Raw genomic sequence first — 17,633 nt, 5'->3', positions numbered from 1 at the left:
ATCACAGCTAGCGTTGCGGGCTTGGATTCTCTGTGATCGGAGCAACGAGTGAACGTCGTGTCCCGGCTCCTGAAGATCTGCGGCATCATCGCGATGATCCTGGGAAGCGTCTGGTTCGTGCTGTCTTGCGGGACGTCACTTTCCGGCGACATGTGCGGCGCACGCTCCATCAGACCCGGCATGGTCTGCGTGGACGAGGCCGGACGCGAGCGCACCTACGAACAGATGATCACGGCCAAGGAAGGCGGGCCGGCGCAGATGACGGTCGGTGGGGCGATCTTCGCAGGTGGTGTGGTGCTCAACGTCCTCAGCGGAGTCATGTCGCGCCGAGCCCGAGCAGGCCGGCGGCAGGCGACGTAGGCGGGCTGAAGGCGGTCGGCCGCCCCTCGTCCCAGGGGAGCACCGCGAGGGCTTCCTCCGCACAGGCTCCGCCGGACCCGCACAGCCGGAACCCGGCGCTGTGCCCGGTTCGGAGCCCGCGGGGCGGCCGAGGGCTGGAGACACCGGCTGCGGTGGCCGGCCGCTCGCGGTGGGGGCACGGACGGCGCTGCGGCAGTCCACCGGGTGCGTTCTCGCCGGCTGTCATCGACCGAGCTTGCCCGCCCTGTCCAGCAGGTAGTGCTGTTCGGGCAGGCTCGTGGTGTGCCGGGCCGCCAGCAGGTAGTTCTCGCGCGCGGCGGTGTACTCGCCGGCCAGCTCCTGCAGGTGGGCACGCACGGCGTGGAGGCGGTGGTGCCGGGCGATCCGGGGGTCGCCGTCCAGGGTTTCCAGCAGTTCGAGCCCGGCCCTGGGGCCGCGGGTCATCGCGACCGCGACGGCGTGGTTGAGCGTGACCATCGGGTTCGGCGCGATCCGGGTGAGGATTCCGTACAGGATGCGGATCTGTTCCCAGTCGGTGTCCTCGGCCCGCGGCGCCTGGACGTGCAGCGCGGCGATCGCCGCCTGGAGCTGGTAGGGGCCGAGGGGGGATGCGGATATGGCGCCGGTGACCAGCGCGGTGCCCTCTTCGGCCATGGCGGCGTCCCACCGGCTCCGGTCCTGCTCGGCCAGTGGTATCAGGGTGCCGTCCGGGCCGGTGCGGGCCGCGCGGCGGGCGTCGGTCAGCAGCATCAGCGCCAGCAGCGCGGCGACCTCACCGTCATCCGGCAAGGACCGGTGCACCATACGGGTGAGCCGGATCGCCTCCGCGGTGAGTTCGCCGCGGTGCAGGTCGGGTCCGGAGCCGGCGGTGTAGCCCTCGTTGAAGATCAGGTAGAGCACGTGCAGGACGGCGTCCAACCGGCCGGCCCACTCCTGGGCGGTCGGCGTCTCGAACGAGGCGCCGACGGCTTTGATCCGTTGCTTGGCGCGGCTGATCCGCGGCGCCATGGTGGCCTCCGGCGTGAGGAACGCCCGTGCCACCTCGGCGGTGGTGAGGCCGCCGACGGCGCGCAGCGTGAGGGCCACCTGGGAGGCGGGCGTCAGCGCCGGGTGGCAGCACAGGAACAGTAGCGTGAGGGTGTCGTCGTGGTCGCCGACGCTTTCGTCGCCGGGAGCCGGTGCGAGGCCGGCGTCCGGCGCCTGCCGTACCGCCGCGGTGACCTCCCGGCGGCGGCGGGCCTGCTCGCTGCGTACCTGGTCGACCAGGCGGCGAGAGGCGACGGTCACCAGCCAGGACCGCGGGCTTTCCGGGACGCCCTCGGCGGGCCACCGCATCGCGGCCGCGAGCAACGCCTCCTGTACCGCGTCCTCGCACTCCTCGAACCCGCCGTACCGGTGCAGGAGCACGCCGAGGACCTGCGGCGCCTGTTCACGCAGCAGGTCCCCGAGGCGTTCGGACGCGCTCACATCTCCATCCCGGCCGAGTCCATCAGCGGCCGCAGTTCCACGCCGCCGACCTGACCGTTCGAGATCAGGGTGGCCAGTTCCACGGCGCGCTCCCGGCTCTCGCAGTCCACCACGTACTGGCCGGCGACATGGTCCGAGGTCTGCAGGTACGGGCCCTCGGTCACCGTCACCACACCGCCCCTCACCCTGATGACGGCGCTGATGGAGGGATCGGCGAGCGCGTGGGCACTGATCAGCTCCCCGGTCTGCCCGGCCGCGGCCAGGAACTCCTCGTGATCGGGCCCTTGCCCCGGCAGGCCCGCCGCGTTCAGGTAGAGATTCAGCAGGAACTTCACAGCGTGCTCAGTCTTCTGCCGTGCCTGCGTAGACCACCGGCCGCACCTCGATGCCCAGGCCCTCGACACCGGCGTCCGGAATGAGCGCGGCCAGTTCCAGGGCACGCTCCCTGCTGTCACACTCCACCAGGTAGTAGCCGCCGAGGTACTCCTTGGCCTCAAGGTAGGGCCCGTCCGTCACCGCCGGCATGCCGCCCCGGACCTTGACCACGGCGCTCCGCGACGGGGCGGCCAGCGCGACGGTGCCGATCATCTCCCCGGACTTCCTGACGGTCTCCATGAACACGCCGTGGCCGCTCATCACCTCGTTGCGCTCCTCCTCGGTCAACGCGTCCCAGATCTGCGGGTTGTTGTGCATGATCAACAAGAATTTCACGTCGTCTCCTCCGTTGCTCGGACGGCATCCCTGAGGCGCCGGTTCACCATGGAGTCGACGCCGGTACCGCATTCTTGCGGTGCCGGACCGCAAGAATCTCCCCACTGTTCCGACTACCTCCCCGAAGGGGCGCCTGACCTGGGCGTCCCGTCAAAGGTCACTTGTCGACTCCCCAAGGAGGACGCATGTCGCAGCTGTTGAGGGTGCACTGCTTCAACGTGTCGCGGGACGGATTCGGTGCCGGTGAGGGGCAGAGCCTGGAGCGGCCCTTCGGCCACGCGGCCCCCGCCCCCCTCTGGTCCTGGGCGGGCGCCACCGCCAGTTGGGTGAACCGCACTGAGCCCGGCGGCACCCGCGGCCTGGACGACTACATGACCCGGGACCACACCCGCAACATAGGAGCGGAGATCATGGGGCGTAACAAGTTCGGTCCCCAGCGTGGCCCCTGGGAGAACCACGAGTGGAAGGGATGGTGGGGAGGCAACCCGCCGTTCCGCACACCGGTCTTCGTGCTCACCCACCACGAACGCCCGTCCTTCACCCTGGCCGACACCACCTTCCACTTCCTCAACGCGACAGCGGCCGAGGCTCTGGCATGCGCGAAGCAGGCCGCGGACGGCCGGGACGTGCGCCTCGGCGGGGGAGTCGCCACCATCCGCGAGTTCGTCGAGGCCGGCCTGGTCGACACGATGCACATCGCCGTCGCGCCGGTCGACCTGGGCCGAGGCGAACGACTGTGGGGGAGCCCCACCGACCTGCTCGACCGCTTCCACCTCGAGACGGTACCGAGCCCCAGCGGAGTCACCCACCTGCTGTTCTGGAGACGCTGACCGCCCGGTGGGTGGGGTGGTGGCGGACAAGCGCGAGCCGGGGGCCAAGCCGGACGCTGAGGGCTCGGGTCGATGCGGATCATCCACCCTGAGGCCGACGAGGCTGAGATGCCGCGAGCGGAGCGTCAAGTTATAAATCTACATTGTAAAGGCGGTGCCTTGTGAAAAAATGAAAAAGTACAAAACGGACTAAAGACTCAAAAAGGAAAACAGGCGGCGGTTGCGTTATGGCCGTAAGCGGTGATGCGGCTGTCGGCCTCGGGCCGGCAGCCGCATGTCGCAGGTGGCGTCCGGATGAGGGGCCGCCGGTGGAGGCATGACGCCCAGGCCTCCCGGGCGGAATGCCGGGGGGTGTCCCGGTGCCCGGTGGTGGTGCCGTGTTCGGGGGGCGGGTCAGTTGTGGGGTTGGTCGCCGAAGAGCAGGGAATCCAGTCCTCTGCGCACGCCCGCGGTCTCGCGCACGCGGCGGATCGCCAGGAGTGTCCCGGCGACGTAGGGGGCGGGGTCGGTGCCGGGGTCGTGGCGCATGACCAGGCGTTCGCCCGGCCCTCCGAATACGATCTCGGTGGTGACCACGAAACTGGGCAGCCGGACCGAGTGGATGCGGCTTCCGGCGATCTCGGCGCCACGGGCCTCGACCGGGCCGTGCAGGTCGGCGAGTGGGAGGGCGGGGCGGGGGATGCGGACGGCGCCGAGGGTCTCGGCCAGTTCCCGGGAGGTTCCGCTGGGTACGTCGGGTTTGGTGTCGCTGGCGTAGTCGATGATCTCCCAGTGGTGCAGGTGTTCGGCGGCCAGGGCGGCGGCGCGGCGCAGAATGGTGGCCATGATGGAGAAGTTGCCGGCGGCGATCACGCCGACGTTGTGGTCGCGGGCGAGTCGGTCGAGGTCCTCGTAGTCGGTCGCGGTCAGGCCGCTGGAGCCGATCACGACGTTGACGCCGGCTTGGACGGCGGTCCAGACGTTGTCTTTGACGGCGGCGGCGCTGGTGTAGTCGACGAGGACGTCCACTGGGGCTGCCTGGAGTGCTTCGGTCACCGAGGCGTGTACCGAGCCGTCGCTGTTGGTCCCTGTGGTGTCCGCCAGTGTCTTTCCGGCCGCTGAGCGTGACACTCCGGCGGTCAGTGTCAGGTCGTCGGCTTGGTCGATGGCGGTGACGATCGGGGGTGCGGTCCATCCGGTGATACCGGCGAAGCAGACGTTGATCATGTTCTCACTGTATGGGGATCAAGTGGGTCGGCGTTGGTGGTTCCGGTGTGGATGTGGCCGTGTTGCTGGGGGTTTCGGGCTGGTCGGCAGCACGGTGTGCACGTGTCCGGGGTGGGGGTGCCCGAATGGGTGTGTGATCGGTGCGCGTGTGTGGGCTCAGCCTGACACGTGGGTGTCTGTCAACCCAGTCTGACGGCCTGTTTGAGGAAGACGATGCCGTCGATCGTGTCGAGCTGGGCCGGGTCCAGTGGGAAATAGGCGAAGTCGCGGGAGGTGCGGGGGGCGGGCTTCGTGATGGTCTGGGCCAGGCGGTGGGCGTCGATGAGGGAGTGGTCCCACGGGAGGGTGGAGAGGATGCCCTCGACGGTGTCCGGGGGCGGGGTGTCGTCGCCGGTCGTGCCGAGGGCTGAGGCCAGGAAGGCGTACCGGTCGCCCAGGCGTGTCTGGGTGATCGCTCCTGCGCTCCACCACTCCAGCAGTTGGTCGCCGAGTGGCATGAGGCTTTTGTTCCGCTGCAGGTGGAGGTTGTGGGCGAAGACCAGGGCCGGGCCGTGCTCGGCGACGGCATGTAGGTTGGCGGCCATCATCGCGTCCCGCAGGGCTGACAGTCGGGCCCACCGTGCCGGGGACGGGTCGGCCATGCAGTGGTGGTAGCGGAGCAGGCCGGTGGCGGTGCGTCCGTAGAGTGCGGCCCGTTCCCTGTCCGTCGTGCTCAGCCGTGGTGCTTGGGTGTCGAGCAGCGCCATCAGGTCGTCGGTCAGTAGTCGCAGCCGTTGTGCGTCGGTGGACTGGCCGATCGACTGGGATGGGTCCATGATCGTGGCTTCGTTGGACCATCGGTCGTCCGGTCCCAGGAGTGCGTCGAGGGTCTCCATGGTGCAGGGGAGCGGGTCGTTGAGGAGGGTGTGGAGGGCGGTGAGCGCCTGGCGTGGGCTCGCCGCCCAGTACTCCAGGGGGCCGTCGAATCCGAAGAACCGGAGTTTTTCGTCGTGTTGCTCGTTGTACGCGCGCATCCAGCGTACGAGTTCGCGGTTGGCGGGGGAGGCGCCGAAGTTGTGGCTGAAGCCGTGTCGCATGACGTCGTCGAGGGTGCCTGTTCCTGCTGTGATGTAGTCGTCCACCGTGAGGCCCTTGAGGCAGTCGCTCTCGATGGTGAACGACCGGTAGCCCTCGTGTTCGACCAGATGCCGGAAGATCTCGTTGCGTAGTTCGCCCAGTTCTTCCACGAAGTGTCTGGCTTCGCCCAGGCCGAGGAGCAGGGGTTCGGTGGGCAGTGACCGCAGGAACGCTGAGACTGCCGCGGCGTCGAGTGGCCGGGCCGTGTCCTTGATGTCCATGCCTTCAACGGTATCGTTGAACATTCGGTGTAAACTTTTTCCGGGAAATCCCGTTTTTGTCGCGATGGACTTTCAATCGGTGATGCATCCATGAGGCCGGTGGACCTGGCGCGTGAGCACGGCCTGTCCACCCAGGCGATCAGGAATTACGAGGACGCCGGCATCCTGCCTGCCGCCGAACGCACCGTTCACGGTTATCGCGCCTATACGCCGCTGCACGCGCAGGCCCTGCGCGCGTTCCTGGCTCTTGTGCCCGGGCACGGTCACCGGACGGCCGCGTCGATCATGCGGGCGGTCAACCGGGGTGCCGTCGAGGACGCGCTGCGGTTCATCGATGAGAGCCACGGTCAGCTGCTCGGTGACCGTGGCGTCCTCCGGGCCGTCGAGGCCGCGCTCGGTGATCTGGCGCCTGTGCCGCAGGAGCGCGGCGAGACGTTCATCGGTCCTCTGGCCGGGAGGCTTGGTGTCCGCCCGGCCACCCTGCGCAAGTGGGAGAAGGCAGGGTTGGTCCGGCCGCGCCGTGATCCGCGGACGGGCTATCGGGTCTACAGTGCGGCCGATGTGCGGGACGTCCTGCTGGCGCATCAGCTCAGGCGGGGTGGTTACCTGCTGGAGCAGATCGCTCCGTTGATCGCTCAGGTCCGTTTGGCCGGTGGTGTCGTCCCGCTGGAGTCGGCGCTGCGTGATTGGCGTGCTCGTCTGTCGGCCAGGAGTCGCGCCATGCTCGCGGGCGCTGCCGCGTTGGAGGCATACCTGGGCTGCCGACCGGTTTCGCCCGGGGGCGGGTCGGGTGCCGCCGTCCGTCGTTGCGGCCCTGAACTCCTGTAGCTTCCGTGGCCGGGTCGCGGTCATGACGAGGCTGGTGCTGATGTGCCGGACGTCAGAGCCGCCTGTACGATGCGGATCGCCTCGCCTGTGTCGATGCCGACGCTGGCGATCACGGCCGCGTAGTCGGCGGCGGCCCGGCGGGCCCGTTCCCGGCCCTCCTCGCCGGCGGCCGACACGAATGAGCCTGCCCGTCCGCGTGTCTCGATCAGTCCTGCCTCCTCCAGTTCCCGGTAGGCCCGGCCGACCGTGTTGACGGCCAGGCCGAGGTCGGCTGCGAGGTTGCGGATGGTCGGCAGCCGGGCGCCCACGGTCAGCGTGCGGTCCTGGATCTGCCGGGCGAGCTGGGCTCGCAGTTGTTCGAACGGCGGTACCGGCGAGGCCGCGTCGATGACGATCATCGGGTGCTCATGGCCCGTCGGGCCACCGTCGTGCTCGACGGCGTCCTGGCACGGAGTGCGATGTACGCGGCCAGGCCCAGGATCAGGTAGGCGACCGCGGCGGCGCTCAACCAGCCGGGTGCGGTGCCGAACAGCAGCACCATGGGCAGCGACCACTGTACGCTCGGCGTGGTGAGGTCGCGGGCGTCCTCGACGCGCATGATGACGTCGGCGGTCAGCGACTCCTCGTCCTCCGCCACGACCGGGTACCGCAGCAGGTGGCGCAGCTGCATGGCGTTGATGGCTGTCACGCCGAGCAGGCCGATCAGCAGGATGACGGCCAGTTGCCGCACGGTGGGGTCGGGAATGGTCAGGGCGCTTGCGGCCAGTGCCATCGCGCCGGTGAACGTGGCGACCGCGAAGACGGCGTACGGCCGGCCGAGCACGGTCCGCCAGCCGGGGTGGATCAGATGGGCGGCCCTGCGGGACAGCGTGGCGCCTGCTCGCTGGTCGACGCGTCGCACCCACCGGTCGAGCAGCGACTGTGCCAGCAGCAGTCCGGCTACCAGTGCGGTCAGGGCCAGCAGCGGTAGCGGGCGGTGCGGCTGGGAGCCGCCGAAGGCGGAAGTGGCGGCGAGCGCGCTCGCGATGATCAGTACGGCCAGGATGACCTGAGCGGCGAGGCGGGCGCGTTCCCGGACCGCCAGCCGGTTGGCCAGCAGCGGGGTGGGGCGGGTGTAGGTCAGGTCGTGCCGGGCCAGCCAGGCGCCCGCCAGTCGCAGGTCGGTCGCGCGAGCCGGCGGGTCGGTGTCCGGTAGCGGTTCGCGGGTCATAGCGCCTCCTTTGTCGCAAACTTTGTAGCAACATGGTGCGTCATGCCTTGCGACAAAGTCAACGCCCTGCGGGCTCTCGCCGTCCCGGTGGCGCGAGCCCCGCCTCGGCGGTGTCCTTTGGCGTACTCCGGCCGTTCCCCTTTGCCGCGAGGCGGTGGAGGGTGGTGGGCGGTGGCCGGGGTGGAGCGAGCTCGAGCTGAATTGATCACATGTGACTCATGGTGATTTTCTTATCACTATTGGTGGTGGTGCTGTGGTGGTGTGTGGCATGACTATGGCGGCGCGGCCTGCGCGTCATCCACGAAGCTCACCATCGCAAAGGACACAGTCATGACCTCTACAGCACCGGACGTGGTCCGGCTCAAGTTGGGACGGACGTTCGACACCATGGACGTCAACGGCGACGGCTACGTGGACTGGTCGGATTACCAGCAGCTTACTGACCGGTACATCAGTGTCTTCGGCCTCGGCAGGAACGATCCCCGGGCCGGCGGAATCCAGGCGTTCTACCAGATGTACTGGCAGGAGCTGCTCCGGCACGCGCAGCCGAACGGGCAGAGGCTCTCGAGGGATGCCTTCATCGAGGCCCACCGTCTCGCGAGCGTCGACACCAGCCGGCTCAACATCGTCGAGGGTTGCGGCCATGCGATCTTCGACTGTATGGACACCGACGGCGACAACGAGATCAGCAGGGAGGAGTTCGAGAACCTTCTGAGGAAGGTCTGGAAGATCTCCCAGCCTGACGCGATCGAGACCTTCCGCAGGCTGGATCTCGACGGGGACGGCCGCGTCTCGCGGCAGGAGTTCATCCGGGCGGCGCACGAGTACTTCTACTCGAACGACCCGGATGCACCAGGCAGCCTCCTCTTCGGGCACCTCTGACCGTATCTGCCCCACCCGGCGGGACGAGCGCCGTTGACAGCAGGCGGCACGCTGCTGTGGCGGCACGCCCGCGATCCCGTCCGGGTGGGTGCCGGAGGCCGCACGGCCGGCCGGGCACCGTCCCGCCGAACATGGCCGTCCCGCTGGGGCGGCAAGAGCCTCGCCGACGTGCGGGAGGACCCGGACGGTCCGGCTTCGGGGGCGTCGGCCATGTTCACGATCCTCTCGTAAACATTTCGCACAATTAGGCGATCGCCTTCTCGTATGAGGCTGCGCCGCGACCAGCCCAGATTGCGCCTGGTCGGCATGGACGCGGTGGGCTCGGCGATCTTCGGCCAGCCCGTCCGGCGCGGCCGGTGCGCGGGCTGGGCAGCGGCATCCATCCGCGTGACGTCGCCCATATCGCATTCGACGAGATGCAGCGGCGGGGGCAGCTGTCGGATGCCTCGCCGGACGCGCCGCAGGAGGCACCGCTTGCGGAACCAGGCGACGACGTCCGGGCCAAGCCGGCCGGAGGCGCCGGTCGCTGAGGCCGTACACCTTCAGGGTGGCACTCACTTTCTCGGCGGCCTTCTGCGAGTGCCGTTAACCACCGTGTCACCAGCCGCCAAACCTGCTCCGGGCTGGGCCGTGTGAGAGGACGAGGCGGGACAGCGGGAGGCGCAACCGCTGGCGATGATGCGGTGACTGGCCAACGAACCGATACCGGCGCGGTCGCACAGCCCCGGAGATGACGGCGGTATCTCCCTTGGCGGGCTTTTGGCGATCGCGTCGCCCGCCGTCGCATGCGGGCGGTCCCAGCCTGCGCTTTAGCTATTCCGTGTTGCTAAGTACCGGTAGTCAGTGTTACTTTGTACCGGTAGTCAGCGTCACCGAGTAGCCGAAAAGGGGTGTTCCGTGGGCAAGCAGCTGACGGAGATGCTCAAGGGAACGCTGGAGGGCATCGTCCTGGCGACCCTGTCCGACCGGGCCGCCTACGGCTACGAGATCACCGCTTGGCTGCGCGAGCAGGGCTTCTCCGACATCGCCGAGGGCACCATCTACGCGCTGCTGGTCAGGATCGAGCAGCGCGGCCTCGTCGACGTGGAGAAGGTCCCCTCCGAGAAGGGGCCGCCGCGCAAGGTGTACTCCCTGAACGTGCAGGGGCAGGCGTACCTCGAAGAATTCTGGAAGACCTGGAGCTTCCTTTCAGAACGGCTCGATCAGCTCCGCAAAGGAGGCAGATGACCATGTCCGACGCTGAAAAGGGTGGCTTCCTCGCAAAGGTGATCGGCCCCAAGCGGCGGTGGCGGGAGTACCAGGCACGCGTGAGACGGCTTCCGCCGAACCAGCGCACGGCGGTCGAAGCGATCGAGCGGTACCTGATGCACTTCGTGCCGACCGACGGCGACAGCAGTGCGTCGATGTTCGAAGACCTGGCTGACCTGTTCGAGCAGGCCGCCGCGGATGGGACACCGATCCGTGGGATCGTCGGGGACGACCCGGTGGAGTTCGCCGAGGCGTTCGTCAAGAACTACTCCGATGGCGGCTACGCCCCGGCCCGGGAGCGCAAGCGGCTGATTGCCGACATCGCGCGCTCCGCCGGCGAAGACACCGCAGAAGACGACAAGACCCTCTGATAACGACACAGCACATCACGCCCCGGGGCCGTCGACAGGGCACCGTTTTCGTCGGCTGTCCGCGCTGAGCGGCCACGGGGTCATGTACGGCCGGCTACTTCTCGCCGCGTGTCAGCGGCGGCGTCGGCCCGGTGACGGTCCGATATCGGCGCGGCCGGCGATGGTGGATGCCATGAACGGTTCGGCGACTACGCCCTCGGGGCTGCGAACCGGCCACGCCGACCTCGCTCCCGGCCCTCGTGCGTCGCCGACGGCTGCCCATGAGCGCCACGCCGAGACGGGGCTCACAAGACCGAACACTGTGGATCGAACACTGTAGGTAAGGACACTCATGATGGAACAAGGCAACCGTGGCTTCTCCGCGGCAGGGCTGCGCAGACTGCGCGAGGTGCTGGAACGGCATGTCGGGTCCGGGCGGATTCCCGGGCTGGTCGCCCTGTTCAGCCAGGGCGGTGCGACGCACGCCGAAGCGTTCGGGACGATACGCCGTGACAATGGCGCGCTGAGGCGCCGACACACCATCTTCCGGCCGGTGGCGGTCACAGCGCTGGCGGCCGGGCTGCTGGCCGGGACGACCGCACCCGCGGTGGCCACGGCGGGTGCGGCCGCCGCGGACAGCAGCGCGGCCGTGTCGAGGGCCATCGCCGGGCGCGATCGCCCGGAGCTGCAGAAGGCCGTCCAGGCGTTCATTGATGCCGGTTTCCTCGGTGTGCAGGTGCGCGTGAGCGATGAGCGGGGCGAGTGGGCCGGCAGCGCCGGGCAGCGCAAGCTGGCCGCGAGCGCGAAGCCGCCGACGAACGGGCATTTCCGGGTGGGCAGCGTCACCAAGACCTTCGTCGCGACCGTGGTGCTGCAGCTGGTGGCCGAGGGCGAGATCGGGCTGGACGCCCCGGTGGCCGGCCACCTGCCCGAGTTCGGACTGGACCGGCGAATCACGGTGCGAATGCTGCTGCAGCACACCAGCGGATTGTTCAACTACACCGGCGACCTCGACCCCGACGGGACATGGGTGCCCGGTCTCCCCGCGACGGGCAAGGAGTGGCTGGACAACCGGTTCCACTCCTACCGGCCACAGGAGCTGGTGCGGTTCGCGCTGTCCAAGCCGGCGAAGTTCGCGCCGGGGACGGACTGGAGCTACTCCAACACCAACTACACGCTGGCCAGGCTGCTGATCGAGAAGGTCACCGGCCGCTCGTTCGACGCCGAGTTGAAGCGGCGGATCCTGCGGCCGCTCGACCTGAAGGGCACCGTGGTGCCGGGCAACCGGGCACAGCTGCCCAGGCCGTACGCCCACGGTTACTTCCGCTACCAGGACGCCGGCCAGTGGAAGGTGGCCGACGTCTCCCGCCAGAACCCCTCCCTGCTGGCAGGCGCCGGTGACATGATCTCGACCACCAAGGATCTCCACACGTTCTTCTCCGCGCTGAACGGCGGCAAGCTCCTGCCGGCCGAACTGCTGGTCGAGATGCGCACGCCGCACCCGAAGAGCGACCCCCTCTACGGCCGCTACGGCCTGGGGATGTTCGTGCAGGACCTGGGCCCGGCCTGCGGCACCGTGCTCAACCACAACGGCAGCCCTCCGGCGGGCTACGCGGCGCTGATGTACAGCTCGCCCGACGGCGGCAAGACCCTGACCGCCTCGCTGACCGCCGGCGACGCCGCACTCGACCTCACCACTTATCCGAAGCTGCTGGACGGGCTCGTCAAGGCGGCGTTCTGCGGCGGGCAGGCCGCAAGCTGACCAGGCCGTGCCGGCGGCAGTGGCCGTCGGCACGATGCCGGTGACAGCTCCGGCGCGCGCCACGACATGGCCACCGCCCGGCCGTCAGGCCCGGGGAGCACCCGAACCCCTGGGACTTTTGGCCTGAAGGCTCACCGCACACCACGCCCCCGTCCGGCACGTCCGGCGGGGTCTGTTCACGCGGCTGATGGACACGGGGGTCAGTCCCCTGGATCGACCCGACCCATCCGGCCCGACGAACGGCCCGGTGTCAGCGGCTCCACCGCTCAGAAATCCTCCGCCACGTCGTCGGTTCTGGTAGCCCCTCGCCACCCGCGGAAGGATTGACGACCATGACCGATGCCAGACTGCCAGGCGACGACGGGGCCGCGTTCATCGCGGCGGCCCGCTCGAACGACGCAGCACAGTTCGCGTTCATCACGGAGCGCTACCGGCGTGAGCTGCAGGTGCACTGCTACCGGATGCTCGCGAACTACGAGGACGCCCAGGACATGACGCAGGAGACGTTCCTGCGGGCGTGGAACAAGCGGGAGTCGTTCAAGGGCCACGCTGCGCTGCGGACCTGGCTGTACCGGATCGCGACGAACGCCTGCCTCGACTTCCTGGACAAGCGCAACGACCGCACACCCGTGCCCGCCGGGCTGCCGGACGCGGACTCGGAGGTGCGCTACCTGCAGCCCTACCCGGACCGGATGCTCCCGGAGGACCCGCAGGAGTCGGTGGTGGCGCGGGAGACGATCGAGCTGGCGTTCATCGTCGCCGTCCAGCACCTGCCGCCGCGGCAGCGGGCGGTGTTCATCCTGCGCGACGTCCTCGGCTGGCCGGCGTCGAAGGCCGCCAACGCCCTCGAGCTGACCGTCGCTTCGGTGACCAGCGCACTGCAGCGGGCGCGCGTGACGATGCGCGGGCAGGTGCCCGACCGCCGCCTCGACTGGCGGAGCCCTGCCACGCACGAGCTGTCGGATGACGAGCGCGGCGTGGTGAAGTCGTACATGGACGCCCATGAGCGCAACGACCTCGACGGGCTGATGGCCCTGCTGCGCGACGACCTGCGCTTCGCGATGCTGCCCGAGCCGGGCACCTTGACCGTCACGGCCAAGGACGCGGTGGACGGCTGGGTCTCCGGTGGGCTCTTCCAGCACGGCCACGACGACTGGCGCTGCATCGCCACGACGGTCAACCGCATGCCTGCCGCCGTGCTGTACCTCCGTACCCCCGACGACCCGGAACACCGTTTGTTCACCATCGCGGTCCTGCACATCGTCGACGGGAAGATCGCCGAGCTCACCGGATTCGACGCCACCGACAAACCATGGCTGGGCCTGCCCGCGACGTTGTGATCAGACAAGTCCCCATCGCCGACGAGTCCAGCGCACGGGCCGGCGTCACCGTCGTCCTCATCTTCAGCGAGTCGGTCAACAGCTCACTCGGAACACAAGGAAGGGCCGGGGAAAGGTTCCCTCATCGCCGAGAGTCACCGTGAGCACGCCAGGAAGGATTTCGACCTGGCCTTACGAGCCGAGCATTTGGCCCGTGCTCATCGCCTCGTCTCGTATCGGGTCAGCACCACGCCGCCGGGAAATGTCCGCGTCTCGACCAGGTTCAGGTTCACCCAGCTGTCCAGCGCGGTGAAGAACGGCGTGCCGCCGCCCACCAGGACCGGCACGGTGACCAGCGCGTACTCGTCGATCAGCCCGGCCCGCATGGCCGCCCCGGCGAGCGTCGCACCGCCGATGTCCATCGGGCCGCCGTCCTCGGCCCTGAGCCGGGCGATCTCGGCGACCGCGTCGCCGGTGACCAGGCGGGTGTTCCAGTCGACCTTGTCGATCGTCGATGAGAACACCACCTTCGGCATGTCCCGCCAGAGGCGCGCGAACTCGATCTCCGCCGGGGTAGCGTTGGGCTGCTGGTCGCCGGTCGGCCAGTGGGAGCTCATCGTTTCCCACAACTTGCGCCCGTACAGTGACAGATCGCTTGCCCGCATCTGGTCGTACCACCACTGGAACAGCTCGGCGCTCGGCGATGAGTCCGGCCCCTCCCCCCCACTCCAGCCGATGTCGTCGCCGATCGCGGCGATGTAGCCGTCCAGGGTCACGTTCATTCCGAAGATCAGTTTCCGCATCGTGCCAGCCTCTCGTGAGTCGATCTCACACGTACAGACGGGCGCGGCACGGAAACCTAATCGGTGCACCATCTGCGGTGGTCGCTTAACGCCGGATTTCTCGCGGATGTTCTTCACGGTCCTTAGAGGCGTCTGGCCTCACGCTCGGCGGCGCGGGCCTCGCGGTGGCGCCGCAGGTGCCCCAGGCCGACACCGAGGTTGTAGAGGCTGCGTGCGTGCCCGTCGGGCGATTCGACATGCCGGCGGTAAAGGGCGACGGCCTCGTTCAAGGGGACCAGGGCATCCTCGAACCGGCTGAGCGCCAGGAGGCGCCAGCCGAGGTTGTTCAGGGACGAGGCGAGCTGCGGCAGGCGCCTGGCGTCGGACGTCGCCGGAGCTCGGTGGATGCGCACGGCACGGTCGGCGAGGCCATCGTTAAGATCGGGCGTTCGTCCGCCAAGGTGCGGGAATCCGCACCACCATCGTGGCCGCCACGCTTTAAGGGGCCAATGATCTTCAACGGCCCGTCACACGGACGTCCGCAGACTCTCCCGTGGGTGCCGATGACGGAGCGGCCGGGACGGACTGTCGCATCCGATCGTCACCGGGCACGGAGTGTCGCCGAGGAGCAGGCGATGGGTTTTCAGTCATCGCCTTGAGCCGTACTCAAGTCTGGCCCTTCAGATCCGCTCCAGAAGCCCGAATCACCATGGGTGTTCTCACCGACGACAGGGAGAACGTCATGACGCAGGACACGATCGCGCTGGTCACCGGGGCGAACAAGGGCATCGGTTACGAGGTCGCCAGGCTGCTGGGCGAGGCGGGTACCGTCGTACTGGTCGGCGCCCGCTCGGCCGAACGCGGTGCCGAGGCCGTCACCCGGCTCACCGGCCTGGGGGTCGAGGCCGCCATCTGAGGCTGGACGTCACCGATCAGGCCGACATCGACGCCGCGGCCAAGTGGATCGAGACCACGTACGGCCGGTTGGACGTGCTGGTCAACAACGCGGGCGTCGAAGGTCTCCCCACGATGGTGTCCGGCCTGCTCATCGGCACGGCCATGGACCAGGGCTTCCTGGCCGCGAACCCCGGCAGCCGGGCTGGGCTGGCTCGGCCTGCTGGGCGTGACGATGATCGTCAAAGCCGCCGCCCCCCAGCTGATGCTCCCGTGCCTGGCGGCGGTGATCGAGCCTCTGCGCGACGATCTGATCACCGCGGTGGTCACCGCCACCGTCACCCGTGCCACCACCACGGACACGCCCCCGGACACCGCCGCCGTCACCCGCCTCACCGGTCAGGTCGAGACCGTCCGCGACCTGCTCTCGGCGCTCCTGCGTAGCACCCGCCAGTTCGGCGTCTCCCTGATCGCCGCCCTGGCCGGCCTCCTGCTGCTGTCCCCGGTGGCCGCCGCCATCGTCGCCGTTCCCGTGGTGGTGGCGCTGCTGGTGTTCGTGCGGTTGTTGCGCGCCCTGGTCACCCGCCAGCGCGCGTTGGTCCTGACGGCTGAGACGCTCACGGCCCGGGTCACCCCGATCCTGGCCGGTACGCGTGACGTCGCCGCCTGCGGCGCGCACCACCAGGCCCACGCCACCGTACGTGAGGCCGTCGCCGCCCAGTCGGCCGCGACCACAGCCCTGGCCCGCGCCGGGACCGGCCGCCGCCTCGTCGTCGCGCTCGGCGCGCATCTCCCGTTACTGATGTTGCTGCTCACCGCGCGCTCACTGGTCCAGGACGGCCGGTTGACCGCCGGCGAGGTCGTGGGCGCGATGACCTATCTGGCGACCGGACTTGAGCCCGCCATGCGCGCGCTCACCGGTGTCGCCGGCGGCTGGGGCGTGGCACTCGCGGTCACCCTGCGCAGGCTCTCCGAGACGACGACCACCCCCGCCGTCACCTCACCGACCAGGCCTGCCATCGTCACCCCCACCGGTTACCGTCTCCAGGCCGAAGGTCTCGGCTTCGCCTACGACGCCGGGGCCGTACCGGTCGTGCACGATCTGACCTTCACCGTCGAACCCGGCGAACATCTCGTCGTCGCGGGTCCCAGCGGCATCGGCAAGTCCACCCTGTCGCTGCTGCTGGCCGGCCTGCGCCCGCCCACCGCGGGCCGCGTACGGCTCGGCGGCGTGCCCTTGGACGAGTTGATGGTCAGGACACCGCCCAGGCGCGCGAACTCGGCCTGCCGGCCGCGCAGCCGCGCGCCGAGCGCGTCGGCCCATCTGCCGCCGCCGTCGTCGCTGACCGTCGCCGCAGGCCGCTGGGGCTCATGGTGAGGGCGAGCGAGAGCGCGCGGACCCCTGGCTGCAGCTCCATCTCCCGCAGCCCGTCGTCGATCGTCCCGCAGGCGACTCGCCCGACATGTCCGGGGAGAGGTTCCTTGGGCAGGGCCCACACCCCTGTCCTGACTCCGGTCTGCGCCGACCACATGGTGAGATGCTCCTCCAATTCCCGTGCGGACACGGACGGGACGTCCAGGAGCGCTTCGTCATGTGACATGAATGTCCTCTGTTCACTGTGGTGGTTCAGGCCCGCCAACCGCCGTCGACGGTCAGGTTGACCGCGTTCACGGCGGGGTTGTCCAGCAGGAACGCCGCCGCGTCGACCACGTCGGCCATCGCCGGGACGCGGCCGGTGAGCGTACGCTGCGCGATCGCGTCGAGCAGCGCGCCCCCGTTCGCCCAGAACGGGGTGTCGGCCACCGCGCCCGGGTGGATCGCGTTGACCCGCGTCGGCGCCAGTTCCGCCGCCAGCGTGGCCACCATGCCGACGATCCCGGCGTTGACGATGGACACGGTCGTGGAGCCGGGGTACGGCCGTTCCCGCGCGGCCCCGCCGAACAGCAGGACCGAGGCGTCCGCGGACAGGCGCGGCGCCAGCACGCGCACCACCTCGGTGTAGCCGACCAGCTTCAACGTCGTGAGACGGTTCGCCCGCTCGTGGTCGTAGTCGGCGACGGTGTTCTGGTCGCGTTCCACGGCGACCAGGGCCAGCCGGTCCACTTCGCCCACGTCGGCGAGCGCGGCGGCCAGCGTGCCCGGCTCGGCCAGGTCCAGTCCGATCCCGCGTGCGGGGATCGGCCCGTCGAGCCCGGCGGCGGCCTCGGCAGCCCCGTCGGCCCGGCGGCCGGTCAGCACGACCGCGCGGCCCCGCCGTACGAAGTGCCGCGCCAGCTCCAGCCCGATCCCGCTGGTACCCCCGACGATCAGTACGTCACCCATTCCGTCCTCCAACCTTGTCGAGGTCGAAGCTAGGAGGCGGGCTTGGGCGGAACTTGGGAGGCGCTTGCTGCCGAGCCGGAGCACGTAGTTCCAGAATCACCCAAGACCTGTGGAAACGATGGCG

At 69.3% G+C, this 17,633-nt stretch carries 20 protein-coding genes and 1 pseudogene; 10 read left to right on the top strand and 11 right to left on the bottom strand.

Annotation, left to right across the window (positions count from 1 at the left end):
• Positions 1–48 precede the first annotated feature (48 nt).
• Positions 49–360: a hypothetical protein gene (locus F4562_RS01180; protein ID WP_184546247.1), complete on the top strand. Its 312-nt coding sequence runs from the start codon at positions 49–51 to the stop codon at positions 358–360.
• A 222-nt stretch (positions 361–582) separates the two neighbouring features.
• Here F4562_RS01180 and F4562_RS01175 read toward each other — a convergent pair whose 3' ends face one another.
• Genes F4562_RS01175 through F4562_RS01165 form a run of 3 tightly spaced genes read right to left on the bottom strand, consistent with a single transcriptional unit; the run spans position 583 to position 2,538 of the window.
• A complete protein-coding gene (locus tag F4562_RS01175) occupies positions 583–1,827 on the bottom strand; it encodes an RNA polymerase sigma factor (protein WP_184546245.1) in 1,245 nt (414 codons plus the stop codon).
• Entirely contained in the window at positions 1,824–2,162 is a 339-nt protein-coding gene (locus tag F4562_RS01170; protein WP_184546243.1) for a YciI family protein, read from the bottom strand. Before F4562_RS01170 ends, F4562_RS01175 begins: the two co-directional genes overlap by 4 nt.
• A gap of 7 nt (positions 2,163–2,169) precedes the next feature.
• Complete coding sequence (locus tag F4562_RS01165) at positions 2,170–2,538, bottom strand: YciI family protein (protein ID WP_184546241.1); 369 nt, start codon at positions 2,536–2,538, stop codon at positions 2,170–2,172.
• 185 nt (positions 2,539–2,723) lie between these two features.
• Here F4562_RS01165 and F4562_RS01160 point away from each other — a divergent pair, with 185 nt between their 5' ends.
• Positions 2,724–3,368, top strand: a complete 645-nt coding sequence (locus F4562_RS01160; RefSeq protein ID WP_184546239.1) for a dihydrofolate reductase family protein — start codon at positions 2,724–2,726, stop codon at positions 3,366–3,368.
• 393 nt (positions 3,369–3,761) lie between these two features.
• Here the strand turns inward: F4562_RS01160 and dapB are convergent, their stop codons facing one another.
• Together dapB and F4562_RS01150 are read right to left on the bottom strand one after the other, a co-directional pair.
• Positions 3,762–4,574 (bottom strand): 4-hydroxy-tetrahydrodipicolinate reductase, encoded by an 813-nt coding sequence (gene dapB, locus F4562_RS01155; protein ID WP_184546237.1) that lies wholly within the window; start codon positions 4,572–4,574, stop codon positions 3,762–3,764.
• A gap of 179 nt (positions 4,575–4,753) precedes the next feature.
• Positions 4,754–5,911 (bottom strand): erythromycin esterase family protein, encoded by a 1,158-nt coding sequence (locus tag F4562_RS01150; RefSeq protein WP_246473321.1) that lies wholly within the window; start codon positions 5,909–5,911, stop codon positions 4,754–4,756.
• A gap of 90 nt (positions 5,912–6,001) precedes the next feature.
• Here F4562_RS01150 and F4562_RS01145 point away from each other — a divergent pair, with 90 nt between their 5' ends.
• Positions 6,002–6,739 carry a TioE family transcriptional regulator gene (locus F4562_RS01145; protein ID WP_184546233.1) on the top strand — a complete coding sequence of 246 codons (738 nt, stop codon included), beginning with the start codon at positions 6,002–6,004 and terminating at the stop codon, positions 6,737–6,739.
• Positions 6,740–6,759: 20 nt separating this feature from the next.
• Here the strand turns inward: F4562_RS01145 and F4562_RS01140 are convergent, their stop codons facing one another.
• Together F4562_RS01140 and F4562_RS01135 are read right to left on the bottom strand one after the other, a co-directional pair.
• Positions 6,760–7,137: a GntR family transcriptional regulator gene (locus F4562_RS01140; RefSeq protein WP_184546231.1), complete on the bottom strand. Its 378-nt coding sequence runs from the start codon at positions 7,135–7,137 to the stop codon at positions 6,760–6,762.
• The gene (locus F4562_RS01135) at positions 7,134–7,949 is read right to left on the bottom strand and encodes a hypothetical protein (RefSeq protein WP_184546229.1); all 816 of its coding nucleotides are present in this window, start codon (positions 7,947–7,949) and stop codon (positions 7,134–7,136) included. The genes F4562_RS01140 and F4562_RS01135 overlap by 4 nt, the downstream gene beginning before the upstream one ends.
• Before the next feature lie 330 nt (positions 7,950–8,279).
• Here F4562_RS01135 and F4562_RS01130 point away from each other — a divergent pair, with 330 nt between their 5' ends.
• The 5 genes from F4562_RS01130 (at position 8,280) to F4562_RS01110 (ending at position 13,531) form a co-directional block, all read left to right on the top strand.
• Positions 8,280–8,831, top strand: coding sequence for an EF-hand domain-containing protein (locus F4562_RS01130; protein WP_184546227.1), 552 nt, complete (start codon positions 8,280–8,282; stop codon positions 8,829–8,831).
• Between the two features lie 897 nt (positions 8,832–9,728).
• Positions 9,729–10,058 (top strand): PadR family transcriptional regulator, encoded by a 330-nt coding sequence (locus F4562_RS01125; protein ID WP_184546226.1) that lies wholly within the window; start codon positions 9,729–9,731, stop codon positions 10,056–10,058.
• A complete protein-coding gene (locus tag F4562_RS01120; protein WP_246473320.1) occupies positions 10,055–10,450 on the top strand; it encodes a DUF1048 domain-containing protein in 396 nt (131 codons plus the stop codon). The genes F4562_RS01125 and F4562_RS01120 overlap by 4 nt, the downstream gene beginning before the upstream one ends.
• A gap of 334 nt (positions 10,451–10,784) precedes the next feature.
• Positions 10,785–12,191, top strand: coding sequence for a serine hydrolase domain-containing protein (locus F4562_RS01115; RefSeq protein ID WP_184546224.1), 1,407 nt, complete (start codon positions 10,785–10,787; stop codon positions 12,189–12,191).
• Between the two features lie 332 nt (positions 12,192–12,523).
• On the top strand, positions 12,524–13,531 hold the full coding sequence (locus F4562_RS01110; protein ID WP_184546222.1) for an RNA polymerase subunit sigma-70: 1,008 nt from the start codon (positions 12,524–12,526) through the stop codon (positions 13,529–13,531).
• Between the two features lie 197 nt (positions 13,532–13,728).
• Here the strand turns inward: F4562_RS01110 and F4562_RS01105 are convergent, their stop codons facing one another.
• Both F4562_RS01105 and F4562_RS01100 read right to left on the bottom strand, forming a co-directional pair.
• Positions 13,729–14,313 (bottom strand): dihydrofolate reductase family protein, encoded by a 585-nt coding sequence (locus F4562_RS01105; protein WP_184546220.1) that lies wholly within the window; start codon positions 14,311–14,313, stop codon positions 13,729–13,731.
• Between the two features lie 122 nt (positions 14,314–14,435).
• Entirely contained in the window at positions 14,436–14,705 is a 270-nt protein-coding gene (locus tag F4562_RS01100) for a tetratricopeptide repeat protein (protein ID WP_184546218.1), read from the bottom strand.
• 296 nt (positions 14,706–15,001) lie between these two features.
• Here F4562_RS01100 and F4562_RS34460 point away from each other — a divergent pair.
• Positions 15,002–15,261, top strand: a pseudogene (locus tag F4562_RS34460) (SDR family NAD(P)-dependent oxidoreductase); the annotation flags it as partial.
• Here F4562_RS34460 and F4562_RS36595 read toward each other — a convergent pair.
• Positions 15,225–15,353: a hypothetical protein gene (locus F4562_RS36595; RefSeq protein ID WP_375782494.1), complete on the bottom strand. Its 129-nt coding sequence runs from the start codon at positions 15,351–15,353 to the stop codon at positions 15,225–15,227. The pseudogene F4562_RS34460 and the gene F4562_RS36595 overlap by 37 nt on opposite strands.
• A 68-nt stretch (positions 15,354–15,421) precedes the next feature.
• Here F4562_RS36595 and F4562_RS34455 point away from each other — a divergent pair, with 68 nt between their 5' ends.
• Positions 15,422–16,564 (top strand): ATP-binding cassette domain-containing protein, encoded by a 1,143-nt coding sequence (locus F4562_RS34455; RefSeq protein WP_246473319.1) that lies wholly within the window; start codon positions 15,422–15,424, stop codon positions 16,562–16,564.
• Between the two features lie 249 nt (positions 16,565–16,813).
• On the opposite strand, the gene F4562_RS01090 is transcribed toward F4562_RS34455, so the two are convergent.
• On the bottom strand, positions 16,814–17,509 hold the full coding sequence (locus tag F4562_RS01090) for an SDR family oxidoreductase (RefSeq protein WP_184546216.1): 696 nt from the start codon (positions 17,507–17,509) through the stop codon (positions 16,814–16,816).
• Between the last annotated feature and the right edge of the window lie 124 nt (positions 17,510–17,633).

Origin of the sequence: Streptosporangium becharense (assembly GCF_014204985.1) — a bacterium.
Taxonomy (GTDB): Bacteria; Actinomycetota; Actinomycetes; order Streptosporangiales; family Streptosporangiaceae; genus Streptosporangium; species Streptosporangium becharense.
Note: the sequence above shows the minus strand (reverse complement) of the source record. Positions and strands in the feature narration are given on the sequence as shown.

Coding starts and splice junctions, on each gene's coding strand:
- F4562_RS01105 (WP_184546220.1), bottom strand. CDS start 14,313: ATGCGGAAACTGATCTTCGGAATGAACGTGACCCTGGACGGCTACATC.
- F4562_RS01150 (WP_246473321.1), bottom strand. CDS start 5,911: ATGGACATCAAGGACACGGCCCGGCCACTCGACGCCGCGGCAGTCTCA.
- F4562_RS34455 (WP_246473319.1), top strand. CDS start 15,422: ATGATCGTCAAAGCCGCCGCCCCCCAGCTGATGCTCCCGTGCCTGGCG.
- F4562_RS36595 (WP_375782494.1), bottom strand. CDS start 15,353: ATGGCCGTGCCGATGAGCAGGCCGGACACCATCGTGGGGAGACCTTCG.
- F4562_RS01120 (WP_246473320.1), top strand. CDS start 10,055: ATGACCATGTCCGACGCTGAAAAGGGTGGCTTCCTCGCAAAGGTGATC.
- F4562_RS01140 (WP_184546231.1), bottom strand. CDS start 7,137: ATGATCGTCATCGACGCGGCCTCGCCGGTACCGCCGTTCGAACAACTG.
- F4562_RS01115 (WP_184546224.1), top strand. CDS start 10,785: ATGGAACAAGGCAACCGTGGCTTCTCCGCGGCAGGGCTGCGCAGACTG.
- F4562_RS01090 (WP_184546216.1), bottom strand. CDS start 17,509: ATGGGTGACGTACTGATCGTCGGGGGTACCAGCGGGATCGGGCTGGAG.
- F4562_RS01130 (WP_184546227.1), top strand. CDS start 8,280: ATGACCTCTACAGCACCGGACGTGGTCCGGCTCAAGTTGGGACGGACG.
- F4562_RS01135 (WP_184546229.1), bottom strand. CDS start 7,949: ATGACCCGCGAACCGCTACCGGACACCGACCCGCCGGCTCGCGCGACC.
- F4562_RS01160 (WP_184546239.1), top strand. CDS start 2,724: ATGTCGCAGCTGTTGAGGGTGCACTGCTTCAACGTGTCGCGGGACGGA.
- F4562_RS01145 (WP_184546233.1), top strand. CDS start 6,002: ATGAGGCCGGTGGACCTGGCGCGTGAGCACGGCCTGTCCACCCAGGCG.
- F4562_RS01110 (WP_184546222.1), top strand. CDS start 12,524: ATGACCGATGCCAGACTGCCAGGCGACGACGGGGCCGCGTTCATCGCG.
- dapB (WP_184546237.1), bottom strand. CDS start 4,574: ATGATCAACGTCTGCTTCGCCGGTATCACCGGATGGACCGCACCCCCG.